This is a genomic window from uncultured Litoreibacter sp., assembly GCF_947501785.1.
GTDB lineage: Bacteria > Pseudomonadota > Alphaproteobacteria > Rhodobacterales > Rhodobacteraceae > Litoreibacter.
On the sequence record NZ_CANMXB010000001.1, the window covers coordinates 2,574,987 to 2,600,055 of the forward strand.

At 61.4% G+C, this 25,069-nt stretch carries 21 protein-coding genes; 13 read left to right on the top strand and 8 right to left on the bottom strand.

From position 1 onward, the window contains the following. The first annotated feature begins 35 nt into the window (after window positions 1–35). The 7 genes from tssB (at window position 36) to tssH (ending at window position 8,846) form a co-directional block, all read left to right on the top strand. Complete coding sequence (gene tssB, locus Q0899_RS12915) at window positions 36–548, top strand: type VI secretion system contractile sheath small subunit (protein ID WP_299193255.1); 513 nt, start codon at window positions 36–38, stop codon at window positions 546–548. Between the two features lies 1 nt (window position 549). After that, entirely contained in the window at window positions 550–2,037 is a 1,488-nt protein-coding gene (tssC, locus tag Q0899_RS12920; RefSeq protein ID WP_298294582.1) for a type VI secretion system contractile sheath large subunit, read from the top strand. A 55-nt stretch (window positions 2,038–2,092) separates the two neighbouring features. Continuing rightward, window positions 2,093–2,590 (top strand): type VI secretion system tube protein Hcp, encoded by a 498-nt coding sequence (locus Q0899_RS12925; protein ID WP_298294584.1) that lies wholly within the window; start codon window positions 2,093–2,095, stop codon window positions 2,588–2,590. 86 nt (window positions 2,591–2,676) lie between these two features. After that, window positions 2,677–3,267, top strand: a complete 591-nt coding sequence (gene tssE / locus Q0899_RS12930; RefSeq protein ID WP_299193258.1) for a type VI secretion system baseplate subunit TssE — start codon at window positions 2,677–2,679, stop codon at window positions 3,265–3,267. Then, entirely contained in the window at window positions 3,264–5,186 is a 1,923-nt protein-coding gene (tssF, locus tag Q0899_RS12935) for a type VI secretion system baseplate subunit TssF (RefSeq protein WP_299193260.1), read from the top strand. Before tssE ends, tssF begins: the two co-directional genes overlap by 4 nt. After that, a complete protein-coding gene (tssG, locus tag Q0899_RS12940) occupies window positions 5,183–6,181 on the top strand; it encodes a type VI secretion system baseplate subunit TssG (protein ID WP_299193263.1) in 999 nt (332 codons plus the stop codon). The genes tssF and tssG overlap by 4 nt, the downstream gene beginning before the upstream one ends. A 25-nt stretch (window positions 6,182–6,206) precedes the next feature. Then, window positions 6,207–8,846, top strand: coding sequence for a type VI secretion system ATPase TssH (gene tssH, locus Q0899_RS12945; RefSeq protein WP_299193266.1), 2,640 nt, complete (start codon window positions 6,207–6,209; stop codon window positions 8,844–8,846). 15 nt (window positions 8,847–8,861) lie between these two features. On the opposite strand, the gene Q0899_RS12950 is transcribed toward tssH, so the two are convergent. The 4 genes from Q0899_RS12950 to Q0899_RS12965 all read right to left on the bottom strand — a co-directional run bounded on the left by Q0899_RS12950 (window position 8,862) and on the right by Q0899_RS12965 (window position 14,112). Then, a complete protein-coding gene (locus tag Q0899_RS12950) occupies window positions 8,862–9,710 on the bottom strand; it encodes a hypothetical protein (protein WP_299193268.1) in 849 nt (282 codons plus the stop codon). A gap of 75 nt (window positions 9,711–9,785) precedes the next feature. Then, window positions 9,786–12,101: a M23 family metallopeptidase gene (locus Q0899_RS12955; protein WP_299193270.1), complete on the bottom strand. Its 2,316-nt coding sequence runs from the start codon at window positions 12,099–12,101 to the stop codon at window positions 9,786–9,788. Window positions 12,102–12,130: 29 nt separating this feature from the next. Continuing rightward, window positions 12,131–13,693 carry a hypothetical protein gene (locus tag Q0899_RS12960; protein WP_299193272.1) on the bottom strand — a complete coding sequence of 521 codons (1,563 nt, stop codon included), beginning with the start codon at window positions 13,691–13,693 and terminating at the stop codon, window positions 12,131–12,133. Next, a complete protein-coding gene (locus tag Q0899_RS12965; RefSeq protein ID WP_298360882.1) occupies window positions 13,690–14,112 on the bottom strand; it encodes a DUF1036 domain-containing protein in 423 nt (140 codons plus the stop codon). The genes Q0899_RS12960 and Q0899_RS12965 overlap by 4 nt, the downstream gene beginning before the upstream one ends. Window positions 14,113–14,264: 152 nt before the next feature. Between Q0899_RS12965 and Q0899_RS12970 the strand changes: the two genes are divergently transcribed. The 6 genes from Q0899_RS12970 (at window position 14,265) to Q0899_RS12995 (ending at window position 18,028) form a co-directional block, all read left to right on the top strand. Further along, window positions 14,265–14,756, top strand: coding sequence for a hypothetical protein (locus Q0899_RS12970; protein ID WP_299193274.1), 492 nt, complete (start codon window positions 14,265–14,267; stop codon window positions 14,754–14,756). 107 nt (window positions 14,757–14,863) lie between these two features. Continuing rightward, a complete protein-coding gene (locus Q0899_RS12975; protein ID WP_299193276.1) occupies window positions 14,864–15,295 on the top strand; it encodes a hypothetical protein in 432 nt (143 codons plus the stop codon). A 45-nt stretch (window positions 15,296–15,340) separates the two neighbouring features. Further along, complete coding sequence (locus tag Q0899_RS12980; RefSeq protein WP_298294606.1) at window positions 15,341–15,970, top strand: MotA/TolQ/ExbB proton channel family protein; 630 nt, start codon at window positions 15,341–15,343, stop codon at window positions 15,968–15,970. Between the two features lie 5 nt (window positions 15,971–15,975). Further along, window positions 15,976–16,413, top strand: coding sequence for a biopolymer transporter ExbD (locus tag Q0899_RS12985; protein ID WP_298294608.1), 438 nt, complete (start codon window positions 15,976–15,978; stop codon window positions 16,411–16,413). Further along, window positions 16,410–16,814, top strand: coding sequence for a biopolymer transporter ExbD (locus Q0899_RS12990; protein ID WP_298294610.1), 405 nt, complete (start codon window positions 16,410–16,412; stop codon window positions 16,812–16,814). Before Q0899_RS12985 ends, Q0899_RS12990 begins: the two co-directional genes overlap by 4 nt. After that, window positions 16,811–18,028, top strand: coding sequence for a hypothetical protein (locus Q0899_RS12995; protein WP_298294612.1), 1,218 nt, complete (start codon window positions 16,811–16,813; stop codon window positions 18,026–18,028). Before Q0899_RS12990 ends, Q0899_RS12995 begins: the two co-directional genes overlap by 4 nt. On the opposite strand, the gene Q0899_RS13000 is transcribed toward Q0899_RS12995, so the two are convergent. From Q0899_RS13000 to tssM, 4 genes are read right to left on the bottom strand one after another with little or no spacing between them, the layout of a single operon-like run. After that, window positions 18,025–20,013 carry a serine/threonine protein kinase gene (locus Q0899_RS13000; RefSeq protein ID WP_299193279.1) on the bottom strand — a complete coding sequence of 663 codons (1,989 nt, stop codon included), beginning with the start codon at window positions 20,011–20,013 and terminating at the stop codon, window positions 18,025–18,027. The two genes, Q0899_RS12995 and Q0899_RS13000, sit on opposite strands and share 4 nt — an antisense overlap. Window positions 20,014–20,016: 3 nt before the next feature. Further along, window positions 20,017–20,772, bottom strand: coding sequence for a protein phosphatase 2C domain-containing protein (locus tag Q0899_RS13005; protein WP_299193281.1), 756 nt, complete (start codon window positions 20,770–20,772; stop codon window positions 20,017–20,019). Beyond that, window positions 20,765–21,469: a type VI secretion system-associated protein TagF gene (tagF, locus tag Q0899_RS13010; protein WP_298294617.1), complete on the bottom strand. Its 705-nt coding sequence runs from the start codon at window positions 21,467–21,469 to the stop codon at window positions 20,765–20,767. Before tagF ends, Q0899_RS13005 begins: the two co-directional genes overlap by 8 nt. 3 nt (window positions 21,470–21,472) lie before the next feature. Further along, on the bottom strand, window positions 21,473–25,060 hold the full coding sequence (tssM, locus tag Q0899_RS13015; RefSeq protein WP_299193284.1) for a type VI secretion system membrane subunit TssM: 3,588 nt from the start codon (window positions 25,058–25,060) through the stop codon (window positions 21,473–21,475). Window positions 25,061–25,069: the final 9 nt, after the last annotated feature.

Genomic DNA, 25,069 nt, shown 5'->3' on the forward strand with positions numbered 1-25,069 from the left:
CGCGGGTTCACTGAGCCCAACTAAGGAGATTGATTATGGCCTCGGATAAAGCCACAGATTTTATCAAGCGAAATCGCCCCCCACGGGTGAACATTTCCTACGAAGACCCCTACGATTCCGAGAAGATGGTGGAATTGCCCTTCGTGATGGGCATCATGTCCGACCTGTCGGGCAACGCCTCCGAAGTTGAGAAGGCCCCGGTTGAAGAGCGCGACTTCCGCGACGTGACCGGCGCAACGCTGGACACCTTCATGGAAGACATCCAGCCGGGCGTGTCTTTCAACGTCGAAAACAAGCTTGATGAAGGCAGCGAGACCAAGTTGGGTGTGTCACTGCATTTCAAAGAGATGGACGACTTCAACCCTGCCAAGATCGCGCGCCAGGTGCCGTCGCTCAAGCAGCTGCTTGAAGCGCGGGAACACCTCGCCAATTTGCAGCGTTACATGAACAGCAAGCCAAAGGCCCAGGAGAAGATCAAAGAGCTTCTCAACGACCCTGACCTGATGGCGGCCCTGGCAGAACGCCAGAAGGCCGAGGAGGACGAATAAGATGAGCGACACCAGTTCACAAACAGCCGGCGGCGAACAGCTTACGGAGCTTGACGAGTTCTCCGACATTCTGCGCCAGACCATCAAGCCCCGCACCGACGTGGCCGCCAAAGAAGTTGACAGCGCCGTTGTGGCCCTTGTCCGCGAAGCGATGGACGACCAGACGGTTATTGCCGACGACGTCATCGACACGATTGACGCCATCCTGGGCAAGCTGGACCAAAAGCTGACCGACCAGATGAACGAGATCATGCACCACGAGGAATTCCAGAAGCTGGAATCGTCCTGGCGTGGGCTGGCCTACACGGTCAACAACTCGGAAACCGACAGCACGCTGCGCGTGAAGGTGATGAACGCATCCAAGTCGGAACTTCAGGCCGTGATGCGCCGTTACCCCGGCGCCAAGTGGGACCAGAGCCCGCTGCACCAGAAGATCTACGAACAGGAATTCGGCACGCTGGGCGGCAAGCCATACGGCGCGCTGATCGGGGACTACTACTTTGGCCCCGGCACCGGCGACGTCGCCTTCCTGCGCGACATCGGCAAGATTGCCGCTGCTGCACATGCCCCGTTCATCGCGGCGGCTGCGCCCGAAGCATTGGGCATGGACAGCTGGAACGAGATCGGCACCCCGCCTGATCTATCCGAGATTTTCGACACGCCCGACTTTGCGGCTTGGAACGGCCTGCGCGACAGCGAGAACTCCCGCTACGTCGCACTGACAATGCCGCGCGTCCTGGCGCGTGAGCCTTACAGCCAGAACTCGACCTCCATCGTTGAAGAGTTCAACTTCGAGGAAGAGACTGACGGCCATCAGGGCGAGAAATACGCCTGGATGAACGCAGCGCATGCCATGGCGGTCAACATCAACCGCGCCCACAAGGAACACGGCTGGACCGTGAAAATCCGCGGCGTGCAATCGGGTGGTGAGGTTCTGAACCTGCCGGCCCATACGTTTGACACCGGCGACGGGTCCAAGGACCTGAAATGCCCGACGGAAGTGTCGATCACCGACCGCCGTGAAGGCGAGTTGAGCGCGGCAGGCATCATGGGCCTGATCCATCGCAAACACACAGACAAAGCCGCCTTCATCGGCGCGCAGACGTTGTACAAACCAAAGAAATATGTAGACGAGCTGGCCACGGCCTCTGACAACATGTCGTCCCGCTTGCCTTACATTTTTGCAGTGTCACGGTTCAGCCATTACCTGAAGTGTATGGTGCGTGACAAAATCGGTCAGTCCCCTGACCGCAACCAGCTGCAAACCGAACTTCAGACCTGGGTGAACAAATACGTTTCTGCGAACCCGGAAAGCGCGAGCGAGAAGGAAAAGGCAAAACAACCTTTGGCTGGTGCAAAAGTTGAGGTGATTGAAGACGAGGAGAACCCCGGCTACTATGTTGGCAAGTTCTTCCTTAAGCCTCATTTCCAACTGGAGGGGATGGATATCGGGATGAGCCTGGTGTCCAAATTGCCCAACAATAAATAAGGCGCGAAGCGCTGCTCACATTGAACTACTAATGCCGTAACAAGGAGCTTACCTAATGGCTGTCGATATTTTTCTGACACTTTCCAACAAAATCAAAGGCGAATCCCAAGATTCCACATACCGCGATGACATTGATGTGCTGGCATGGTCCTGGGGTATGACCCAGTCCGGCACTACGCATGTTGGCGGCGGCGGCGGCGGCGGCAAAGTGAATGTCCAGGACATCACACTGACCAAATACGTTGACCTGGCCTCCAACGACCTGATCAAACGCTGTACTTCCGGCGCGCATATCGACGACGGTAAGCTCATCGTGCGCAAATCCGGCGGCGACGCACCGGTTGAGTATTTCATCCTGTCGATGGAAAACATCATGATCACGTCCTACAACACCGGCGGCTCCAAGGACGGCCTGGACCGCATCCAAGAGACGCTGACCCTGAACTTCCGCAAGTTCGAGGTGAAGTACACCCTGCAGGAAGAAACAGGCGCAACCGGCGCATCCTCCATGCACGGCTGGGACGTTGCAGAAAACAAAGAGTGGAGCGCGTAAGCTCCCCCCTTTTTGGAATGAATTTGAGGCCGGCGATTATTATTCGCCGGCCTTTTTTACACCGAACCTGACTTTGCAGCTGCCGCATGCGTAAACCATATGACCTAACCGTTCCCCCGAACCGCGACCCGTCGCGGTCAAACCAGCGGCAGGTCTCATTGATGCATGTGTTCCGCGCCTCCGCCGAAAGCGGCGACGCACGCAAAGACGGCAAGGACTATCAGGACGGCGACCGGTCCATCAACGTGCGCGCCAAGCAGCGCCGCGAAGGGGTGGATGAAAGCGAGTTGCGCCGCCATCTGAACGCCGATCTCAACAACTTGATGAACACCATCAGGCTGGACGCCACAGTAGAGTTGGAAGACCATCCACGCGTCGAAAAATCGGTCCTCAATTTCGGCTTTGCCGACATGAGCAGCCTGACCCAGTCGCATCTCACCGACCAGAAAATTGCCACCTCGATCCGTGAGTCGCTGATCAACCACGAACCCCGCCTCATCCCCGATAGCATCGAAGTGGTGATCCGCAAGGACGACCGCGCCCTGACCCAGCAGGTGGCCTTTGACATCTCTGCCGAGATGGTGGCCGACCCCGTCGACATCCCGCTGGATTTCGTTGCCGAGGTTGACCTGGGCGCGGGCAAGATGGTGATGAAACGCCTGCGGGTGCAGACATGAAGAAGGCCTTCCGCGACGCCTATAACCGCGAGCTTTCGCTGCTTTATGAACGCGCCGCGGAATTCTCGGCCGAATACCCGGGCATCGCCGACCGCCTTGGCGGGCTGCTGCGCGAAAACACCGACCCCGCCGTGGCTGGCCTGCTGGAAGGCAGCGCCTTTCTGGCCGCCCGCGTCCAGCTGAAAATGGACGAAGAGTTCCGTAACTTCACCACCGAGCTGCTGGAACAGATTTTCCCTGACGCCTTGGCGCCAATCCCGTCCGTTATGTTGGTTCAGGCCAACCCACCCTTCGAGAACAAGGACCTTGAGAACGGGATTTCCTTCAAACCAGGCGACTACCTGGATGCCCGATTTGTCGACAGCGACCGCCGCGTGTCATGCCGGTTTCGTCTGGGCGCGCCACTGACATTGTGGCCGCTGAAACTATCCGCCATGGAATACCACCCCAGCCCAGCCCCAGTAGCAGCGACCGGGCTGGAGATCACCGACAGCACCGTCGCCGGCCTGTCCATCGAATTGCAGCGCCCCGCTGCAGCGGGTGGGGGCAAGCTGTCCGACCTCAAGCTGGACAGCCTTCCGTTTTACTTCACCGCCGCGATGCCTGACGCTGTCGCACTTTACGAACAGATCCATTGCGACCTGTTGCGGGTATCTCTGCGGTACCTCAACAGCAACGGCGACCCGGTTTTCGTGCGGCTTGCCCCGCATCAGATCGAACAGATCGGATTTGACCCAGAAGAACGCGCTTTCCCCCGCTCCAGCAAATTGTTCGACGGCTTCGCGCAGCTGCGGGAGGCGTTTGTCTTCCCACGCAAGTACCTCGGGTTCCGGCTGACCGGGCTGCAGGACGCGCTGCGCAGCGTGGCGACGGACACCTGCCAGCTGGTGTTCGAGTTTGACACGTCCAGCCCCACCCTGGCGGCCCGGTTGAAATCTGACGACGTGCGCATCCATGTGGCAACCGCCGTGAACCTATTTGAGGAATCCGCCAGCCAGGTGCGGCTGGACCAGAAGCGGCACGAATTTGTGGTGACCCCTGACAGCAGCCCGGTCACGCATTACGAGATTCACCAGATCACCGAGGTTTTCGCCCACTACACCGGTGCGCAGACCAAGGTGAAAGTCGCCCCGCTTTACGGGCTGCCTGAGGACGCGACCAACCCGCGCTCCGCCCTGTACTTCACCACCAAGCGCAAAGAGCGCCGCCTGACCGACCACGAAAAACGGTTTGGCCGACGGCACCGGTACCGCGGCACCGAAACCTTTGTCGCCCTTTACGAACCGCCCAACACCGAAGACGGCGCGGCGGCACAGCGGCTGCAGATCAAAACGCTGTGCTCCAATCGGCATTTGCCGGAATACCTGCCGATTGCGGGCTCGTTGGACGACTTTCACATGACCGACGATGTGACGGTCTCGCTGGCCTGCGTGGGCGGCCCCACCCCGCCGCGCGAACCGATGAGCGAGCTGGAAAAATCCGCGCCGCACCGCGCCATTCAAGGCGACGTGTACTGGCGGATCATCAGCTATTTGTCGCTGTCGCATTTCGGGCTGGACGACCGGGGCGGGGACGACGGCGGGGCGGCGTTGCGCGAAGTGCTGTCATTGTTTGCCGACCTTGGCGACGCCTCGGTCGAGGCGCAGGTGCAGGGCATCATTGGCCTCGACACCCGGCAGATCACCCGGTCCATCCAACGCAGCGATGGCTTCTTTCCCGCCCGTGGCGTCGAGGTGAAACTGACCCTGGACGAAGAGGCGTATGAGGGCAGCGGCATCATCCTGATGGGCGCAATTCTGGACCGGTTCTTTGCCGAATACGCCACCATCAACAGCTTTACCCAGACCGTCATTGCGTCGCGGCAGCGCGGGGTCATCAAGACCTGGCCCGCCCGCACCGGAAGCGGGCCGCTGCTATGAGCGCGGCCGAGGACACCCCCGAGGCGATTGCCGGCCGCCATGGCCTGCTGGCCCTGCTGCGCCGCCTTGAACGCGAACACCCGGACCGCCCCCGCATTGGCCAAAGCCACAACCTCAAGCAGGAATATGTGTCGATGGGGCAGGACCCGTTCCTGACCTTCCCCGACGCCGACATCACCAGGTTGGAACATGGCGCGCGGACCGACATCCGCACCCCCGTGCTAGGCTTTTTCGGCCCGCAAGGCGCGCTACCGATCAACACGACAGAAGAAGTCACCAGGTGGGTGCATAGCGGCGACGAGTCCTTCGTCAAGTTTGCCGACATTTTCAACGCCCGCTTCCTGCAGCTGTTTTTCCGGTCCTGGTCGGACGCCCATGCGATCAGCCAGTTCGATCACCCCGACAAGGACCGGTTTCAGGAATTTATCGGCGCGCTCAGCGGGGTCGGTACTAAGGCGTTTCGCGGCCGCGACAGCATCCCCGACATGTTCAAGACGTCGATGGTGCCGCTGCATGCCAGCCGCATCAAAAGCCCAGTCCGTCTGCGCCAGATGATCGAACACCATCTCAGCGCGCAGGTGCAGGTTGAAGAACATGCGCCGACCTGGCTGGACTTTGAGAAGGGCGACCAGAACCGTATGGGAATGCAGGGTTCCACCCTCGGACGGGACATGTTTCTTGGCGCGCGGCTGCAGTCCGTCAGCGAGCGCGTGGTGTTGCACATCCAAACCGACAGCCTGCAGGATTACCGCCGCTACCTGCCCGGCGGCGATGCCCATGCCAACCTGTCCGACATCGTGTTTTGGTACCTCGGCAAGACCACGGAAGTGGGGGTTGAGCTGTCCTTGCCCTCCTCTGAGGTGCCGCAGGCGCAGCTTGGACAGACTGTCGAACTTGGATGGATGGCGGCGCTTGAACCCTCCAACGACCCTGAGACCCCCGAATTTGTGGCGGTCGCCCGATACACATTAGACCCGAACGCCAAGGCCGCGTGAGCCGTTAAAGAATAGGATTATTTAGATGACCGAAATCAGCATTGAAAAATTCGCCGGCAAGATGAACCGCGCGGGCTACGACGCCTTCCTGCAATCGATGCGCTACGCGCGTGGCGAAGGGAACCGCAACGTCGAGCTGGCGCATTGGCTGTTTCACGCGGTGTCGAACCAGAATGCCGACATCTCGGTCACACTGAAAGAGCTGGGGATCGACCGCGGCGCAGTGCTGAAGTCGCTCGATAAGGCCATGGCCAAGCTGCAAAAGAACGTCACCGAGACGCCGGGCATTTCGGAAAGCCTGTCGGACACACTGAACCACGCCTGGACCTACGCATCGCTGTTTTTCAACGAAGCGCAGATACGCACCGGACATGTTCTGGTGGCTGTGCTGAACGACGCCAACCTGAAACGCGAACTGGGCCAGGCCGCGCCTGAAATGCGGGAGATGACGGCGGAGCATATCGGCAAGGAGGCCCGCAACCTGTGGTCGACCTCGGAAGAGGAGCAGATGCAGCCGATGGATGGCACGTCCGTGGGCGGCGCATCAGGTGGGCCGGGCCGTGCAGAAGGCGGCGCATCTACCGCGCTGGGTCAGTATTCGGTGGATATGACGGCGGATGCGGAAAGCGGGACGATGGACCCGATTGTCGGCCGTGACGAAGAAATACGGCAGATCGTGGATGTGCTGCTGCGCCGCCGCCAGAACAACCCGATCCTGACGGGGGAAGCCGGTGTCGGGAAGACGGCTGTGGTCGAAGGCTTCGCGCAAAGGTTGGCCGCGAATGACGTGCCGCCCAAGTTGCAAGGTACGCGGCTGCATATGCTGGATATCCAATCGATGCAGGCCGGTGCCTCGATGAAGGGCGAGTTTGAGCAGCGGCTGAAATCGGTGATCGACGAGGTCCAGTCGTCACCCACCCCGATCATATTGTTCATTGACGAAGCGCATACGCTGATCGGCGCGGGCGGGGCGCAAGGGACGGGTGACGCCGCCAACCTGTTGAAACCGGCGCTTGCGCGCGGGACGCTCAGGACCATTGGGGCGACGACATTCGCCGAGTACCGCAATTATTTTGAAAAAGACCCCGCCCTGACGCGGCGCTTTCAGCCGGTAAATGTGGATGAGCCGGATATCGAGAAATGCTGCTACATGATCCGCGGCATACTGGCCCCGATGGAGGACCACCATAAGGTGCGCATCTCGGATGAGGCGATTGTGGCCGCCGTCAGCCTGTCGGCCCGTTATATCCCGTCACGGCAATTGCCAGACAAAGCGGTGTCTCTGCTGGATACAGCCTGCGCGCGGGTGGCTGTCTCTCAGGCCTCCACCCCAGCGCGGATTGCGGATCTGAAGCAATCCATCGCAGCGTTAGAGAAAGAGATAGAAGGCAAGATTTCGCAGCGTGATCTGGGCGAGGCCAATGAGGACCGCCGCGAAGAGGCGGAAGAAGCCTTGGCGAAAAAGCAGGAAGAACTGGAAGCCGCTGAGGCGCTTTATGCAACCGAGAAGGGCGTGGTCGACAAGATCTTGGAGCTGCGTTTGGCGATTGCGTCCGACGAGGAAGAAGAGGTCGACGAAGACGCCCTGCGCGCCGAGATGGCCGAGAAAATGGAGGCGTTGGACGCGACCGACCCCGACGACCGCATGGTCTATGCGCATGTGGATGAGCAGGCCGTGGCCTCGGTGATTTCCGACTGGACGGGCATCCCGGCGGGCCGGATGGTGACAGACGAATTGCAGCAAGTCCTGATGCTGGCGGATCACCTGAAAGAGCGCGTGATCGGGCAGGATCACGGGCTGAAGATGATTGCGAAACGGATTGAAACCTCCCGTGCGGGCCTGTCGAACCCGAACAAACCCATCGGGGTGTTCATGCTGTGCGGCCCATCGGGCGTTGGTAAGACCGAGACCGCGCTTGCGCTTGCCGAAAGCCTGTATGGCGGCGAACAGAACATCATTACCATCAACATGTCGGAGTTTCAGGAGGCGCATTCCGTGTCGCTGCTGAAAGGGGCGCCTCCGGGCTATGTCGGTTACGGCGAAGGCGGACGGCTGACCGAAGCTGTGCGGCGCAAACCCTATTCGGTGGTGCTGCTGGACGAGGTCGAAAAGGCCCACCCCGACATCCACGAGCTGTTTTTTCAAGTGTTCGACAAGGGCATCATGGAGGACGGCAACGGCCGCGCGATCAACTTCAAGAACACGCTGATATTGCTGACCTCAAACGTGGGCACCGATGTGATCATGGAGATGGCGGACGAGGGCAAAACCACGCCAGATATGGACGAACTGAATGCCGCGATGAAGCCGTTCCTGACAGATGTGTTCCCGCCAGCATTGCTGGGCCGGATTGTCACAATTCCATATTTTCCGCTGGGCCAAGAGGTCTTGGGCGGCATTACTCGTTTGAAGCTGAACGCAGTGGTAAAACGCCTGAAGGACGCGCATGGCGCGACGCTGACCTACAGCGACGAGGTGCTGGCCCATATTGTCGAGCAATGCCGCGACCCCGACAGCGGCGGGCGGATGATCGACAACATCATCACCAACTCAATCCTGCCGGACCTTTCGCGGCAAGTGCTGGGTCGCATGGTGTCAGGCAACGAGATGTCCAGCGTCGAGATCGTGATGAAGGACGGAACCTATCACTACGAGTTCAGCTAGCTGCTTGCCTGCAAATCAGGATGTGGCGAGCTGGCAGGATTCAAGCGCCCGCACCGCCTCGTCCAACCGGCTGCGCAAAGTGGTGAGCAGCGTAGAAAGGGTCATCTTCTGGTTCATGACCCAGGTTTGCGTGTTCACCATCTGCTCGATCCGGGCATCAAAACGCTTTTCCAGCGCTTCCTGATACCGCCCGGCTGCGACATACATATCGCCCACAACGACGAGGCTTTTGAGCGAATTTGATGCGGTGTCCATGCCCGCCTTTTCCAGGCCATCAGCCATCAGATTTCCGTTGTCGCTGATCTGCCCGGCCAGGTAGTCGATGCCCTCGCGCCGCATGTCCGCCTCGCTTGCGCCGGTGGCCGATTTGACGCCCAGCACCGCCGAGTCGTAGGCCATCTTCGCCTTGTTGAGCATCACTTTCCCGCCCATCGTGTTGGGGGTCGCCTGGGAAAACCCAAGCTGCACGGCGTTGTTTGCAAGGTTTGCGGCGGCGGCTGATCCGCTGATTTGCCCGGTATAGGCCTGACCCGCGGTCTCAGCGGATTTGATCGACAGCACGCCCGCCTTGGCGGCCCGGGACGCCGCCGGGTTGAGCGACGAAAACGCGGAGGCGGCGAGATCCAGAAAGCCAATCGAGGTTTCCATGACGATGGCCGCAACCAGTTCGCCTGTGGCGTAGAATTCCATTTTGTCGGCGAGGGTTTCCACCTCTTTGATCTGAGCCTCGACATCGGCCACCAGGGTGCGCAAATTTGCGACTTTCTGCTGTTCCGTTGAACAGCTCTGCGGGTCAAAGCGCATCAGGGAGTGGGAGCTGGCGCCGCCCCAGACATCACTTCGCGGCATAATGCATTGGTTCATAATTCTCACCGTTCGATCTAAAATTGTTGGGTCGAATCTAGCTGGTCTGTCCCCAGAGTCCAGCATCGGATTGGTCTAACTGGTCTCCCGCAAAATCTGGTCGACAATGTCTTTGTAGAGCTTCACCTCCGGCTCAATCGGAGCGGGCGGCGGCGCCGCGGCGATCGTGGTCGCGCCGCTGCCTTTGCGCCGCATCTTGCGGTCGGCCCAGGCCTTGAGGTCGGCCACGGTGTAATTCTTCAAAAATGGGTTGGCGCGCACGACGCTTGCGCCCATGACATCCAATATGGTCCGCTCGTTATTGGCCCCCAGCACGGTATGGGCGCCGGCGGGGCCAAGGAAGTGGGCCAGATACAGGCGGCCCGGCGTGGACTGGTGGCCACGCGCGCGCAAGAAAGCCTCGTTCTCCTGCGCCAGTTTGGTGACCATGTCGCGCGATATCGTCGGATCGCGGCGTAGGTTCAGAAGGTCGGCGCGGGACATGGTGGCAACCAGCTCGGGACGGTAGCTGCGCATCATACGCAACCAGGTGCTTTCGATGAACTGGCCAAGTCCCGTTGCCGTTGACCGGGTGTTCTTGGCGTTGGGGTTGCCCGCACTTTCCACCTTGATGATTTGCTGCACCAAAGCGTCGACTGCACCGGAGGCCACCACCACCTGCCCGCCAGACAAGAGCGGCATCGGATTGATCGGTTCACCATTTTGGCGCGTCTCGAAATGCAGGTGTGGTCCGGTGGAGCGACCGGTGGTGCCGACGTACCCGATGACCTCACCTTGGGCGACCAGCTCCCCTTTCTTGCTGCGGGGGCCAAACTTGTTGAGGTGCGCGTAACGCGTCTCCAACCCGCCGGGATGCTTGATGATCACCAGATTTCCGTAGCCCTTTCCGTCGCCCGCATGGCTGATTTGCCCCGCAGCGGCGGCGTAGACCGGTGTTCCCGTTGGGGCAGCCCAATCAACCCCAGCGTGAAGCCGCACCACTTTGTGGATCGGGTGTTTGCGGGGGCCGAATTTCGAGGTCAGGATACCGGTGACCGGCGAAATGAACGCCCCGCCTCCGCGCGGGCCGGCCCGGCCCGGCGCAAAACATTTGAACCCACCCTCCGCACGATCGGGGATGAAATAGCAAGGCATCGTCCCGGATGGCCCGCGAATGCCCGCAAACATGACCTGCCCCGCCAATTGCCCGTTGGGCCCATGTTGCCGCGAGAAGGCAATGGTGACCTCGTCCCCGTCCACAGCCAGCTTATCCAGATCATGCGTTTTGGACATCATCGCGACGATCTCTCCCACCAGCGCGGTGGGGACCCCATTGCGAATGGCAGCGCTATAGACCGCATCGAGCAGTCGGAATTTGCCGTCAGTGGTTTCAGCGTTGTTGCCGTCTCGTCCCAGCGTCGACAGCGCCATCAGGTTCTCTTTCAGCCACGGGTCGGAGCCGGGCAGATACGTGTCAGCGCGGGTGCGCGCGACGGTGCCGACGTAACCCTCTTGCGCGTAGTAGGACAGCTGCAGCATCCGGCTGGCGCTGCCTTTGCCGGTGGTCCTCAGCGCAACGATTGAGCCACGTTTCAGATTCTCGGCTTGTGGAAAGAGCGCCAGTACCCCCGCAGTGTCCCCCTCGGACAGGTCGTTTTCCGCCATCAGCCCCGCCAGGTCGCGGTCCAGCTCTACCTGCACAATCACATCTTTGAACAACTCGGCGCGGAATGCTTCCGGTTTGACATAGGTGACGGAGGTGGTGTTCTCGATCTCCGTTTTTGCAACGGCATCTGTCGCCGCAGTTTCCCCCGCTTCAAGGGAGGTGCCGTAGCTGTCGGTCAAGTCACCCAATTCCACCGTGGTGTCCAGGGCGGTCAGCTCTTCTACGGCAGCGTCTTCCAGCTGGCTCAACGGGTCGGCAAGCGCACGGTTGCGCTGCGCCTGAAAGAAAGCGAAATCTTCACGGGAGGAAGGCAGCGCAGTGATCAAACGCGTTTCCTTGACCACCAGATTGTCCCGCACGATCACCAGCCGCTCTGCCTGCGGCAGCCCGAACCGCGAAATGTCAAGAATGCCCGGTCCTTCAATCAGTTTTTGGCGTTCCTCCGCGTCCTCATCAACCTCGGCAAAGCGCAGGATGGTCGGGTCGCCCGCAATGTCGATAAACGCGTTGTTCTGCACCACGGGCGCAACGTCGAAATCCGTTTCCACCTGTACGAGATCGAAGTCATCCTCGGATGTAGATACCCACCCGGCAAGTTGGCTTGGCAGAGTGGTAAAGAGCGCTACGGGAATTGCCACAACGACCAGCACAACGGCCGCGACAGCCAGCCGACCCGCCAACTTGCGGTTGCGGCGGGAGCGCGCGTGCTTGCGGCCCTTTTGAAAACTCGGATCAACCTTGATCATAGAAATATGACTATAGGAACAGGCGCCCCCTAGCGGAACACACCGTTGAGCGCGTTTGCATTGATCTTGCCGGTCGTGGCGGGCTTTTTGGCCGCAGGTGCAGGTTTGCGCGCCGCTGTCGTGGCACGTGTCGTGGTTCTGGGCTGGGACCGCGTGGTTGCGCGCGGTTGTGCGGCGCGGGCCTGCACGACCCTTGGGCAGGTCACGTCATCTCTCAGCGCGATGGTCCTGAACAGGTCAATCGTGGCGGCCCTGCTGACCGGGGTTTCGCCGATTTGCTGGAAATACCGGTCGACAGAGCCTTGCGAGCCCGGACCCCAGTCGCCGTCAATACCGCCGGTGTAGCAGCCCATCCGCTTCAGCTCGGTCTGCAATGCGACGGCAAGCTGCGCCTCGGCAGGATCAAACGCCCCGCTGTTGACCAATTCGGCGTAAAGTTCCGCATCTTGGCTGCGAATGGTCTGGCGCGCCTCAAAGTTGGACCCGTCCAGCGCCGTTCCGGTCAACGCGCCCCCGGTTTGGGTCGCGGCCTGCGCCGGGTCGTCGGATTGAATACGCCCGACAATGACAGAAGGGCGCGGCAGGCCAGCGGCTGTCGGCAGCGCGGCAACCTCTGACCGTGGGGCTGCGTTGAATATCTGAACGCCGCCGGTGCTTGGGGTGAAAGAAACGGGTTCGACCTTGGCGACAGCGGCTGGCGCGATGACCGCGCCCATATCCACGGCCGCAACGCGCCCGGTCAGCACAATCGTCTCATTTTCGACCTTCTTGACCTGGGGCGCGGGCGATGATGCCTCCCCCATCAGCCCGGCGCTTTGCCAAAGCGCGCGCATCCGGTCGCGGTCAGCCGGGGCCAGCCGGTCGAGCACTTTCATATCGTCTTCGGACAGAGTGATGTTCTGCGTCTCGCTCTGCCAAAGGATGAGAGGGGCTGTCAGGTTGGACACAGCCACCCCCGCGCCGCCAGAAGCGTCAAACGCCGCCGAGATCGGGGTATCCGGGGTTGCGAGTGCGACCAAAACGCGGTCCGTGAACCGCGGTGCATTTGACGACGCACAGCCCTCCTCAGCACTGGCGGACAGTGCCATGAAAATACCGGACATGTCGTCGGTGGGCAGCGGGGCAACGCCCGCATCATCCGTGTAGCAGGTCTGCACAAACACCAACACCTGATCGGCCCCGCTCGCGCGGAAGCCACGTGCCGTGTCGAGCAGATCCCACCCGGTTCCATCAGCCGCCATTAACCGTGTGCGGCCATCTTCTATGGCAGTTGGGCCGGAGAAGTATAACGCGACGGTGCGGGCGGCACGGTTGCCCAGCGGAAGGCTGGCGGGCGACACGTCTGCGCGTCGGATGACGTCGAAGCCAAGGCCCAGCAGCGCGCGAGAGACGGCGACGGCATCCTTGGCCGGTTGATCCGCGCCGTTGCCAATTACGTAAGCCAGCCGCTCCTGCGCTGCTAAAGGAGCAGCGCAGAAGATGCATGTGGCCAGCGAAAACAGCAGGCGTTTGAACAAAACCGTAAACCCCATGCCGCGCATCATGCCAGATTCTGCCCGGCCCCGCCACTTATGCTTGCGGTTCTGCGTCATTCTGGCCGCGCCGCAATAAAGAGCGTCCAACGCTCTGTGTCTTGGGTGTCAACCTCGATGAACGGGGCGTCAAGGTATCCACGCACGAGGCAGTCCTGCTCCCCATCAATGACGAACCGGTCCGGGGCCACGCACATCGACACCGCCCCGCTGAGGATTTCCTTGCCAAACACATCCTTGGCAAAAACGTAGATGTAGCGTGTGTCCAACGGGTCGCGGATGACGTTTGCGCATTGGTTGGGCCCGATTTTCCACCAGCCCCGTGTGCGAAACGCACCGCGGTTGAGTTGCCCTACCGCCACATTCACCACGTCGAAGGACTGGTTACAGACCGAAAACTGGGCTTGCGCAGGGGCCGTGCCACCGAAAAACGGCAGTCCAAGGGCAGCTAATATGGCAAATTTATTCAGCATCGGCATATGTGTAGACTCAAATCATGGCGATAATATCGCCGAACACAAAGATACAACAATCGATTGTCAACGCGAGCGCAACAGTGAGTATCATTGAAAAAAGCAGGTGATCGGCGTAGGGTCTTTGAATCGCCATCCAAGCTAAGAAAGGAGGGCAAATGTATCGCAATATTGCCCTTGTTTTGCTGATTGGCGGCGTCTCTGTAGGCGGCGCATTGGCTTTGGTCATGGCGCAAAACAGCAGCGTAAAACGGCATGTGGTCCCGCAAACCGCGCTGGTTTCACCTGATTTCGGCACAATTTCGCCCAGTGCAAAGCGACCAGCAAGACCTGTTGTGGGGCCAAAAAGCCCAGAAGTGGCGGCCAAGCCCCCCTTGCCGACGCCCCCAGTCGCTGAAGCACCAGCGCGCGTTTCTGTTCCGCAATCCGAACCACTTGTGACTGCGGCGACACCGGTTGACGTCGGTACGCAAAACTTTGGCCCCTCAACGTCCGAGCCAAACATCTCCCCCTTCGCAGGGCTGGCTCTGGACAGTCTGACGACCTCGCAGCCCGCCGAAAACGGTAGCTTGGGGCTCACCGAAGCCCCTCAGCGCCAATTTCAGGAGCAGGAGCTCGCGAAGACCTGGATCATCGGCGTTTACCGCTGATATCTGTTGACACCCCACTTGAACATGGTCCCAACTGACGGCAAATGATCCGCCTGCGGTGTGCTGTAATATTGGCCGCGGGTCGCCTAATTTGAGGGATGAGAGAGATGGTTTTCAGGACACTATCTGCTGTTTTGCTGGCAGCTTCGGTTGCGGCCTTTGGCGCGGCGGCGCAGGACGCCGACGCAAAATTTAGCCTCGAGCTGAATAACGCGGCCAACACCGATACTGGCGGATGCAGGCTGACCTATGTTGCCACCAACCGCAGCGGGCAGGATCTGGCGAAGACAGATTATCAGGTGGGCGTGTTCAACGCCGAGGGCGTCGTGACCCGCATTCTGGTGCTTGGCTTTGGCGCGCTGACCAATGGCAAAACCCGCATCGTGCTGTTTGATCTGGGCGACCAAAGCTGCACAGATATTTCACGTATCATTGTGAATGACGTGGCTGAGTGCACGCTGGCGGATGGCCAACCCGCCGATTTTTGCCTGACCGGGCTGGTTACCAGTTCACGCACGGAGGTTCAATTTGGCATCTAGGCCCAATTGAATCACACCACACCAAATTGACCATGGAGACCGCCCATGCTGGCTGCCTTTGATCCTACCACAATTGTCGTCTTTGCCGCATTGGCCGTGTTGTCGGTGATGGCCGTCACCGTCAGCTTCTACAAGGTGATCCAGTTCAACCGGTTGGGAGTGGGGCGTACCACCGGCGCTGAAAGTATCATCGACAACTGGCTTAATGGCCGCCCAGAAGAGGCGATCCGCGCCGCTGGTACCCGCGACTCGGTGCTGGCGCGGGTGCTGCAGGCTGTGTTGTCGGGATTACGGGCGCGTCCCAACGATCAGGACTACGCCGAAGAGCTGGGCCGCCAAACCGCGCTGGTCGAACTCGCCGCCATGTCGCAGCGCATGCGGCTGCTTGAAGCGGTGGTTCAGGCCGCCCCGATGCTGGGGCTGCTGGGCACCGTGATCGGGATGATTGACGCATTCGGCACCCTGTCCACCAGCCAGGGCGCGGTCGACCCGGCCCTATTGGCGGGAGGCATCTGGACCGCGTTGACCACCACTGCCGTCGGGCTGGCCATTGCGCTGGTAACCTTCTTTATCGCCAACTGGTTTGAAAGTCGGATCGAGGGGGAGCGGCAGTCGATCGAAACCCTAATCTCAGCCGCAATCCACGGCCGCGTTGACACCAGCGCTGCCCGCTAGCCCCCGTGGCCAAGCGCAGCATACGGGAGCTTCCGCGCTCTGAACGGCGGTACACGTTTGCGCTGACCCCGTTGGCGGACGCTATGTTTCAGCTGCTGATATTCTTCATGCTGACGTCGTCGTTGACGCCCTATTCCCTGTTGACGTTGCAAAGTGGTCCGGGCACCGGCGCGGCCCCCGGCGCGCAAGAAACCACCGTGGAACCACCGGGGGAGGCCGCCGCCAGCTGGACCATCGAAAACGGGGAGATCGTCGCAAACGGGCAGCGCTTCGGCTTCGAGTCCCTGCCGCAGCTGGCCCAGGCTCTCGTCGCCGCCGATACACCACGGGTGCTTCTGATTTCATCCGCCCGGGCGCGCGTGCAGGACATCGTCACGGTTCTTGAGATACTGGCAGCGGCCAACGTGGCCTCAGTGCAGATTGTCAGCAGGGGGACGCAATGACCCGTCCCCTGCCCCGACCCAAGCCCCCTGTCCGATTGGACGTTTCGCTGGCGATTGTGAATATCGTCTTACTGCTGATCTTCTTCTTTCTGGCCACAGGGCGGCTGCTGAACCCTGTTGGCCCCGATCTTGAACTGTCCCAAACGTCCGAGCTGCCGCTGGATCAACTGCCCTCCCCCATCCTGGTGATCCACGCCGACGGGACGTGGGACCTGAACGGCAACGAGGTCGCCCCGGACCTGCTGGACGTGGCGTTGCAAAACCTGCCACAGCCGGTGGTGCTGCACCTGCTGATCAACCGCGAAGCGCCCGCAAACGCATTGATACAGGTGATCAACCGCCCCGAATTAACCGAAACCGAAATCAGGCTGGTAACCTTGCACCGGCGGGCCGGGCAATGATCCTGCAGCCGCATCCCGAACGCCCGTCGCATTGGGGCATGGCTTTCGCCGTCTCCTCGGCGCTGCATGCTGGGGTGTTTGTCTACGCCTTTGGGCTGGTGCCGTGGCAAGCCGGCGCGCCGCCGCCGCCCGTGAGCTTTCCAGAGATTTCGATCTCCAACATCGTCTTTGAAGAACAGCCGCAAGAGCAACTGACCCCCGAGACATTGCCAGAGGCGGCCCCAGAACCGTCCGCCCAGGCAGAGCCGGAGCCCGAGACGCTGGACCCTGTCGCACCCGCCGCCGAAACACCCGGGGCCGAGCCCGAAGAAGTCGCCGCCGCCGAACCGGAGCCCGAGACCCTGACGGCAGAGCCGGAACCTGAAAGGCTGGCCGCCGTGAGCCCGGCGCAGCTCAACCCGATCACCCCTGAGGAAGGCACCGTGCTGCAGGGCAACAGGACGCTGCCAACCCAGCCTGAACGCATTGCGCCTGTCAGCCCGTCTGCGGGGGCTGCCACCCAAACCACAGCCACCCGCGTCGCCCCGGTCGAGGTGATCCCGCGCACGCAAACTCAAACCAGCCTGGCACCCCCCGCTCCGCCGCCGACGCCTGAGCAACTACAATTGGTCGAGCTGATCGAACGCATCCGCAACCGGCTGGGCGACCCGTGCCTTGTCGCGCTACCGCAAAGCCAAGGTGCGCAGGGAAACCCGCTGGTTGTGCTCGTGTCAGACCAGGACCGCACCATGGCGACCTTCGCCCGCGAAGTGCTGGACGACCCAGACCTGCAAGTCGACCAACGCTCGATCGTTGTCGACAACCGGCAATGCGCCGCGCTGGACTTTGCCCGCGCCCGGCCAAGCTACCCGTCCTTCAAAGTACCGCTGCGGCTGCAGGCGTCGCTGATCAACTCGGGCAACGAGCTGCGCGGCAGCATCGACAACGTCGCGGGCTTCTATACCTCGCTGCTGTTGGTGGATGACAATGGGGTGGTTCAGGATTTGCGGCGCTTCGTCCGGTTTGAATCCGGCCGCGCGGCATTCGAAGTGCCGGTGACCCGCGACGGGGCCGCGCGCGACACCAGCCAGCTGTTGATCGCCATTGCGACGCAGGGACGACCCGCCACCGTCAGCAATCTGGCAGGCCGATTGGCCGCCGATTTCTTCCCGGCACTTGAGGCAGAGATTGGGCGCGGGGCCATAATGGCCGTCGTCCCGTTCGATTTGCGCTAACCTTCGCCTTCCAACTGGAACCAGCCAATATCAGCCGCCGCCGTGCCGCCACGCCCGGCGATCTCGGCCAAGACGAGCGGCAATATGTCTTCCGCACTCGACCCATCGGTCGCCGCCGCTGCACTGAGCAGCGGCGCCTCAGAGGCCAGCGTCACGATCAGTTGCGGGGAGGCCTCGGCGCCAGCGGCAAGGCTCATGCCGAAACCGAATGTGTAGGACCCATCCGCTTGCGACTCCAGCCGTGGCGACAGGTTGTAAACCCCACCGGCTGTGGAAACGAGGAACATCCAGACCGTCCGTCCGCGGACATCCCGCACCCGACCGGCCACCGAGCCGCCGCTTTTCACGCTGTCAGTATCGAGCGTCAAAACAGGTGGAATGGCTTCACGACCCTGAAGGCTACGGACCAGATCCAAGGCGGCGCATTGCTCGGCGCTGACAGCACGTTCCACCATCGCGGGCTCAGCCCCAAACTGCACCTGATAGGCTTGCGGCAGGTCTGGCATCATGTTGTCAGCGCCTGCGATCACCTCAAGCTTACCGGCATTGACGCCGGACGCGACGCGGCTTGCATAGCTGCACCCGACATTGGCTTTGTAGCCCGCCAGAAAACCTTCGCGGGTATCGCTGTCCGGGGCGGGCATCTGGGCAACCGGATCTTCGGGGTCAGCTTCCTCGGCCTCTGGTGTCTGTGCGGCTTCTTCCACAGCGGTCCCGCCAATCAGACCCGCCTGCATCGCGTACCATACTCCCCCGCCCCCGGCAGCAAGCAGCAGGATCAGCGGCAGAACCAGCCGCCCGCCGCCCTTCTTTTCGGGCACTGACGCAGCGCCGGCAGCGGTGACCTCGGGAACCGGCGGCAGCGAGCCAATCGGGGCAGCGGTGGGTCCTCCAAACGGGCTGTGCGAGGCGTCTTGCAACCCCGACCCGGTGACGGGTGCGGCCGTGCTTGGCGCGGCGGTCGGGGGGCGTTGCAAACCGACAGGTGGGGTCGAAAGCGGCGCAACAACCGTGCGGTCGCCCTCCCCTTGTGGCGGCGCGATTCTCGTTTTGTCGGCGTCTGCCGCGCCGTATTTGGGCGGTATGCGCGAGGGGTCGTCCAACATCCGCGCCACGTCGCGCATGCTGGCGGGCCGGTTGTTCGGGTCGGGTTCCAGCATATGCGCCAGTAGGGGCCGCAGCTCCGTGTAGATGCCCTCAAGGTCTGGGATTTCTCGCCTGGCGTTGACGGCCTCAACCACCGAGGTGCCCATGTCTAACGCGGTGCCCCGCACTGACGCCGCAACCAGCAACGCCATGCCATATACATCCGTGCGCGGGCTGATGGCGCCGTCGAAATGGCCCAGCTGTTCGGGGGAGATATATTTGAACTTGCCAGCGAATTGGCCGTGCAATGTGCCTTCGGTCATCTCCGTCGATTTGGCGATGCCAAAGTCGATCAGGACGGCGCGGTCAACGTCGCCTTCGGGCAGCATGACGTTGTCTGGTGACAGGTCGCGGTGGGTCACCTCGCGTTTGTGCGCCTTGTCCAGCCCCCGTGCGAGCCGCTTCATCAGCCGCTTGGCCTCGTCGACAGTAATCGGGCCTTTTTCGGCGACCATGTCGTTCAACGGCGTGCCGTCGATGAATTCCATGATCAGGCAATACCGATCGAGATCTGCGTCTTTGACAAAGTTGAAATACCGCACGATCGCGTCGTCGTTCAGCTGGGCAAGGATGCGGGCCTCGCGCTTGAACAGCGTCAGAACCTTTTCGTCCTGGGCCAGCGTTTCAAGCACGATCTTGATCGCCACCGGGTCGCCCAACACGCCTTCGCCGCGGTAGACCTCGCCCATGCCGCCGGCGCTGATCAGCTGGTGCACGGTGTAGTTGTTGTTGATCATCCGCCCGACGAGATTGTCGCCTTGGGTGGTGTCGGGCGGAGGGACGTCGGACCCTTCGGGGACCGGTACCAGGTTGTCGTCGTCTTCGTCTTCCTCAGCCATGGATCACACCAGCTCTTCGCGGGCGAAGCACCGGATCACCACCGTGGTGACGTTGTCCTTCGCCCCACGGGACAGAGTTTCGCGGATCATCTCGTTGCAGATCATCTGCGCCCCGGCTTCCGATCCGTTGCCGGTGAATTGTGCAATGTCGCCGTCGCTGAGATGTTCCGTCAGCCCGTCCGAGCACAGAACGAAAGTGTCGCCCGCTTCCAGAGTGCCGGTGACCACGTCGCATTGCGGCGCGTCAGACACGCCGATGGCGCGGGTGATGACGTTCTTGCGGGGCCAGGTTTCGGCCTCCGTTGCGGAAATGGCGCCGGTATCAAGCAGCTGCTGCACCTCGGTGTGGTCGCGGGTCTGCTGCACCAGCTGCCCGTTGCGCAGCAGGTAGATGCGGCTGTCGCCTGACCAGATGCAGGCGTATTCGTCCTCGTGGATCAATAAGGTGACCAGCGTCGCCCCCACCGTGCCGCCCCCCAGTTCCGCGGCATGGGTCTGGATCAGGCTATGCGCCCGGCCGAGCCGTTCCATGAAGCGGGCTTGCAGGTCCTGCAATGATGACGACATCCCGACCGAGGCCGCCTCTGCCGCGATGGTCTGGCTGGCAAAGTCGCCCGCGTCATGCCCGCCCATGCCATCCGCCACCAGCCAAAGCCCGAAATCGGGCCGCGCCAGATGGCTGTCCTCGTTATGGTCACGCACCTTGCCGGTGTCAGTCGCCTGCCCGGTCTGAAACTTGAAATATTCATTCTCAATCACTGGTCGCGCCCTCTTTTTCCGGGTCTGTTATCTGCTCTTCATTCGTCGTGCCGCGCAGCAGCCAGGCCAGCCCGTCCGCCTGCAACGGGCCTTCGCAGCTCAGCATGGCGGAGGCGCGTATGCCGGTCCCGGCCACCCACCAATAGCTACGGTTGGCTGCCGCGCGCGCATGATCGGTTGACGCCGTGGCCCCCAGCAATCCAGCGACATCCTGGTCCGGGTTGGTGGCCCAGAACATCGGTGAGTCCAGCGCGGCATCCTCTTTGCGGTCGTGTGACGACGTCGCCATAATGTCCACCGATCGCTCGGGTGTGCGTTCCAACGCGACGGCGCCAAACGCCTCGGCACCGGCATGGAAGGTTTGGTCGGTATCAAGCACCGGCGGCAGAACCGGCGCATTTTCCTGCACCAGCACGAACGGGTAACGGCGTAAAACCTTGTCATGGCTGGGACAAATCACCCCGCGCAGAACTTGGGTGTTGAACACGTCCGAGCCCGCCCAGAACCGGATGGGGCGCGATGCGTCGTAGACCGGTTGCCAGTCATCGCCCAGAATGGCGCGCGCCTGCGCCAGCATGCCGGTCAACCAGTCCTGCAGCGCCATCTGCACCGCGCCAGACAGGCCATGGCCGACAAAATCACCAAAGGCGGGGTGTTTGCCAAAAAACCCTGCCGAGGGTTCAGCAACATCAACCACGGGTCAATCCAGGCTCTGCGGGCATTCGAACTCCCGCAATTCGCGCATGGTGAATGGGTTGGTGATCGCGTTGATGGTGAAATCATACGTCACCGACCGGCCACCCAAGGCAAACACCGCGCGGGTGGTATCACCTTGCTGCTGGCGAGACACGGCTTTGTTCAAAAACTCTATGAAAGTCCAGGCCGACCCGCGCACGTAAAGCGTGCTTTCGCGGTCCAGCGGCGGCTCAAACTGCAACACGGTCGAGGTGCCGGTGCCCGGCCAAACCACCGTCTTGGGCAGTTGCCCCCGGACAGAGCGGATCTTTTCGTCATTGATGATCAAGAGCACGCTTTCGATGGAGGAGTGGTTGTCACGATGCGCCACCGTGATCTCCACCTGCGGCGTTGTGCTGCCGCCCGAGAAGAATGCCTGGCGGATGCGTTCCGCGCGCTCGAACTGGCGCAGCGTGTTGGCGGACAGCCTTCCAGCCAGCGGGCTGTCGGGCCGGTAGGCCAGCCCGTCATTGGTGCGCTCAACATATTGGTTCAGGTATTCGGTGTAGAACCGGTCCATGTCGCCGCCCGGTCCAAAGAACTTACCGAAATTGGCCATCGAAAGGCTGCGTGACGACTGCGCAAACGGGAAAGACGGCGCGATGGTTTCGCGGCAGAAGAAGGTGATCTGGTTGGTCAACGCGCGGTTCATCGTCTCAATGTTGGCGTCGGTCGCGCCCTTGCGGAAGTTGCTCTCCGCGTCGTTGACCAACGAAGCCAGCGTCGGCGGCAGCTGCGAATTGTTCTGCGTCAGGTTGTTCAAAAGCTGAGGCATCAGCGCCGCCGACTGTTCCGGGTTGGATGACGACAGGCGCAGGTTTGACCAGATGCTGCCAAGGTTGCCCAGCAGCGCGTCGATGGGTCGTTGTCCGGCCTCCCCCATCAACAACTGATGCCACATGGCGAACTCTTCTTCGATCCGCTCAATCGGGCGGGTCAGGCTGTTGTCTTCCTCGCCACCGGATGGCGAGACACGACCGGTGGTCTTGCCGCTACCGGCAATCGCATCAAAGAGGATGCGCTGCACGCCACTGGTGCGCGACTTCATGCGCTGCAATGCCTGGCTGGATACGTTCGCTCCGATATCGCCGGATACCAGACTTTCTGCGGTCAGCCCTTCAAGCCCTTCCAGTTCGCGGGTCAGCTTGGTCTCGGTATCGACCTCCTTGACCAGCATCAGCAGTGGTGACGCCGTGGCCGAGGCTGCTGCTCCCAAAGCTTGGTACCGCTGCGTGTCAGCCGACATGTTGGCAAGCCCAATCTGCCCGAACATGTCGAACCATGCGTCACGGAATTTGCCGCGATACCGCTCCATAAGTGCCCGGTCGAGCCGGTCGATCTGCGCATCAAAATCGACCCGGTCGCCATCCTCGCCCAGAACCCACTGATCCTCGCGCAGCTTGTTGCCAACCTGTTCCAGCTGCGGGAAGAAGTAACCCCAGAACCCTTCATAGGTGAACACGGCAGGCACGCGCAGCTCTTCCAGATTGGCACCGTTGCGGGTGGTGAACACTTGGCTGGCGCTCGGCCCGGTCCGTTCGGTCAGGACCCAGTCGGGCAAACCGGCTTGATCGGCGGCATCCATGATCAACGCATATCCCTGATCAACCAGCGGCAGCTGCACAATCGCCTGGCGCGCTGCTGTCACAGTGGCCGCGTCAATATCCACCAGCAGCTCGCGGGTGTCGTCCAGCTCCAGCATCGCTTCCAGATGGCCGGTCAGCTGCTCGCGCGTGTCGATGCCCGACCGGCCGGTAAAGGCCCCGCGCCATTGCTCATCGAAATAGCTTTGCACGGCGGCATCGTCGGTCTTGCCGCCCTGTCCGCCAAGGAGCATGTACACTTTCAATGCGCGGTAAACATCCGTGGTCTCCCCATCGCGCAAAATCTGCGGCATTTGCCGCTCCAGGGCGAGGATCAACCGGGGCCGCAGCATCTTCTCCAGAGCATCCGAATATGACGCCTCAGCCGCAGCCGAGACACGGCGGCGTTGACCCAGCCCCATGCCTTCAAGAAGCGTTGCTTCCTGACTGTCGCCGTACCCCGCGGGCATGGACCGCAGGTCTGCAAGATACGGCAGCACCGCGGCCAGATCGGTGTCATCAATCAGCTCGCGCCGGATCTCGTCCTGCGCGTCGAGGGAGTAGCTCTCCGCCTCAACGGCGGCCACCTGCACCAGCTCCGCATTCTTCCAGTAGCTATAGCCAAACGCGCCCAGCAACCCGGCTGTGGCCAGCACGATCACGGTCGTGGCCACGCCGCGCAAGATAGAGGATCGGCGCACTGCCTTGCGATCATGGCTGACCCAGTCGCGTTCCTCAAAAATAACACGGCTCAGCAGGTCATGTATGAAGAAGCTTTTGCCCTTACCCGACATGAAGCCCGGCTGGATGGCCCCCACGCCCTCCCCAATACGCGACATCGCGCCAAGCACCTGGTCAATCGGGGTGCCCTCTTGGGTCCCCGATGTGAAATAGAACCCCCGCAAAATTGCGTTGGTCTTATAGCGGGTCGGTTCAAACACGCGGCGCAAAAAGTCGCTGACATTGTCGCGCATCAGGGCCATCTGGCCGGGCAGGCCAAAGATCGCAATGCGCGCAATCCCATCAGGTTCTTCGTTCAGCCGGTCAATTACCTCGTCCGACAGGCGGCTGACAAGCTGGTCGAACTCCTGCGGCACCGCCTCGTGCGTCAGGGTCTTGCGGTCCTTGGTCTGGAAGGTGACACCCCAAACGCCCTTGCGCCGGTTCAGGCTGAAGCTTGAGAAATACTCCCGGAACCCGGAAATCAAATCGGCCTTGGTGAACAGCACATAGACCGGGAAATCGATCTTAAGCGTCTCATGCACTTCGGCCAGACGGGTGCGCACGGTTTCCGCGTGCTGCGCCAAAGCGTCAGGCGAATCCTTCATCATGTCCTCGACCGAGAACGCCAGAATGATTCCGTTGATCGGCTGCTTGGGCCGCGACTTCTTCAAGAGCGCAAGGAAGCTTTCCCAGCTGGCGCTGTCTGCCGTGGCATCGCTGTCCTGCGTGGTGTAGCGCCCCGCGGTGTCGATCATGATCGCATCTTCCGCGAACCACCAATCGCAATACCGCGTGCCGCCGAAGCCTTCCATGCCCGCCATGGCGTCACCCGCCAATGGGAATTCGATCCCCGAGTTAGCCAAAGCGGTGGTCTTACCCGCGCCCGGAGGCCCGATGATCACGTACCACGGCAGATCGTACAAATAGCTGCCGCCGCTGGACTTCTTCAAGGTGGCCAAGGCTTCCGACATACGCTCGGCCAGAACCTTGCCGTCGCCTTCGGGCTCAACTGGCACCACGGCCTCTTCCAACGCCTTGGCAGCACGGCGGCGGCGGATGAATTTGACCAGCCAGATGATGAAGAACAGCCCAAGGACGACGCCAATGACCGTGGCCCGCAACCAAACTGTTGCCATCACGGCAATGCCTGTCATCGGGAAACCGATCCAGACTGCGGCCACGAAGCCGATCAGCCCCAGCAGGATCAGCGGGATGCGCATCCAGCTATAATATCTAAGGCGGAACATGCCGAGAAT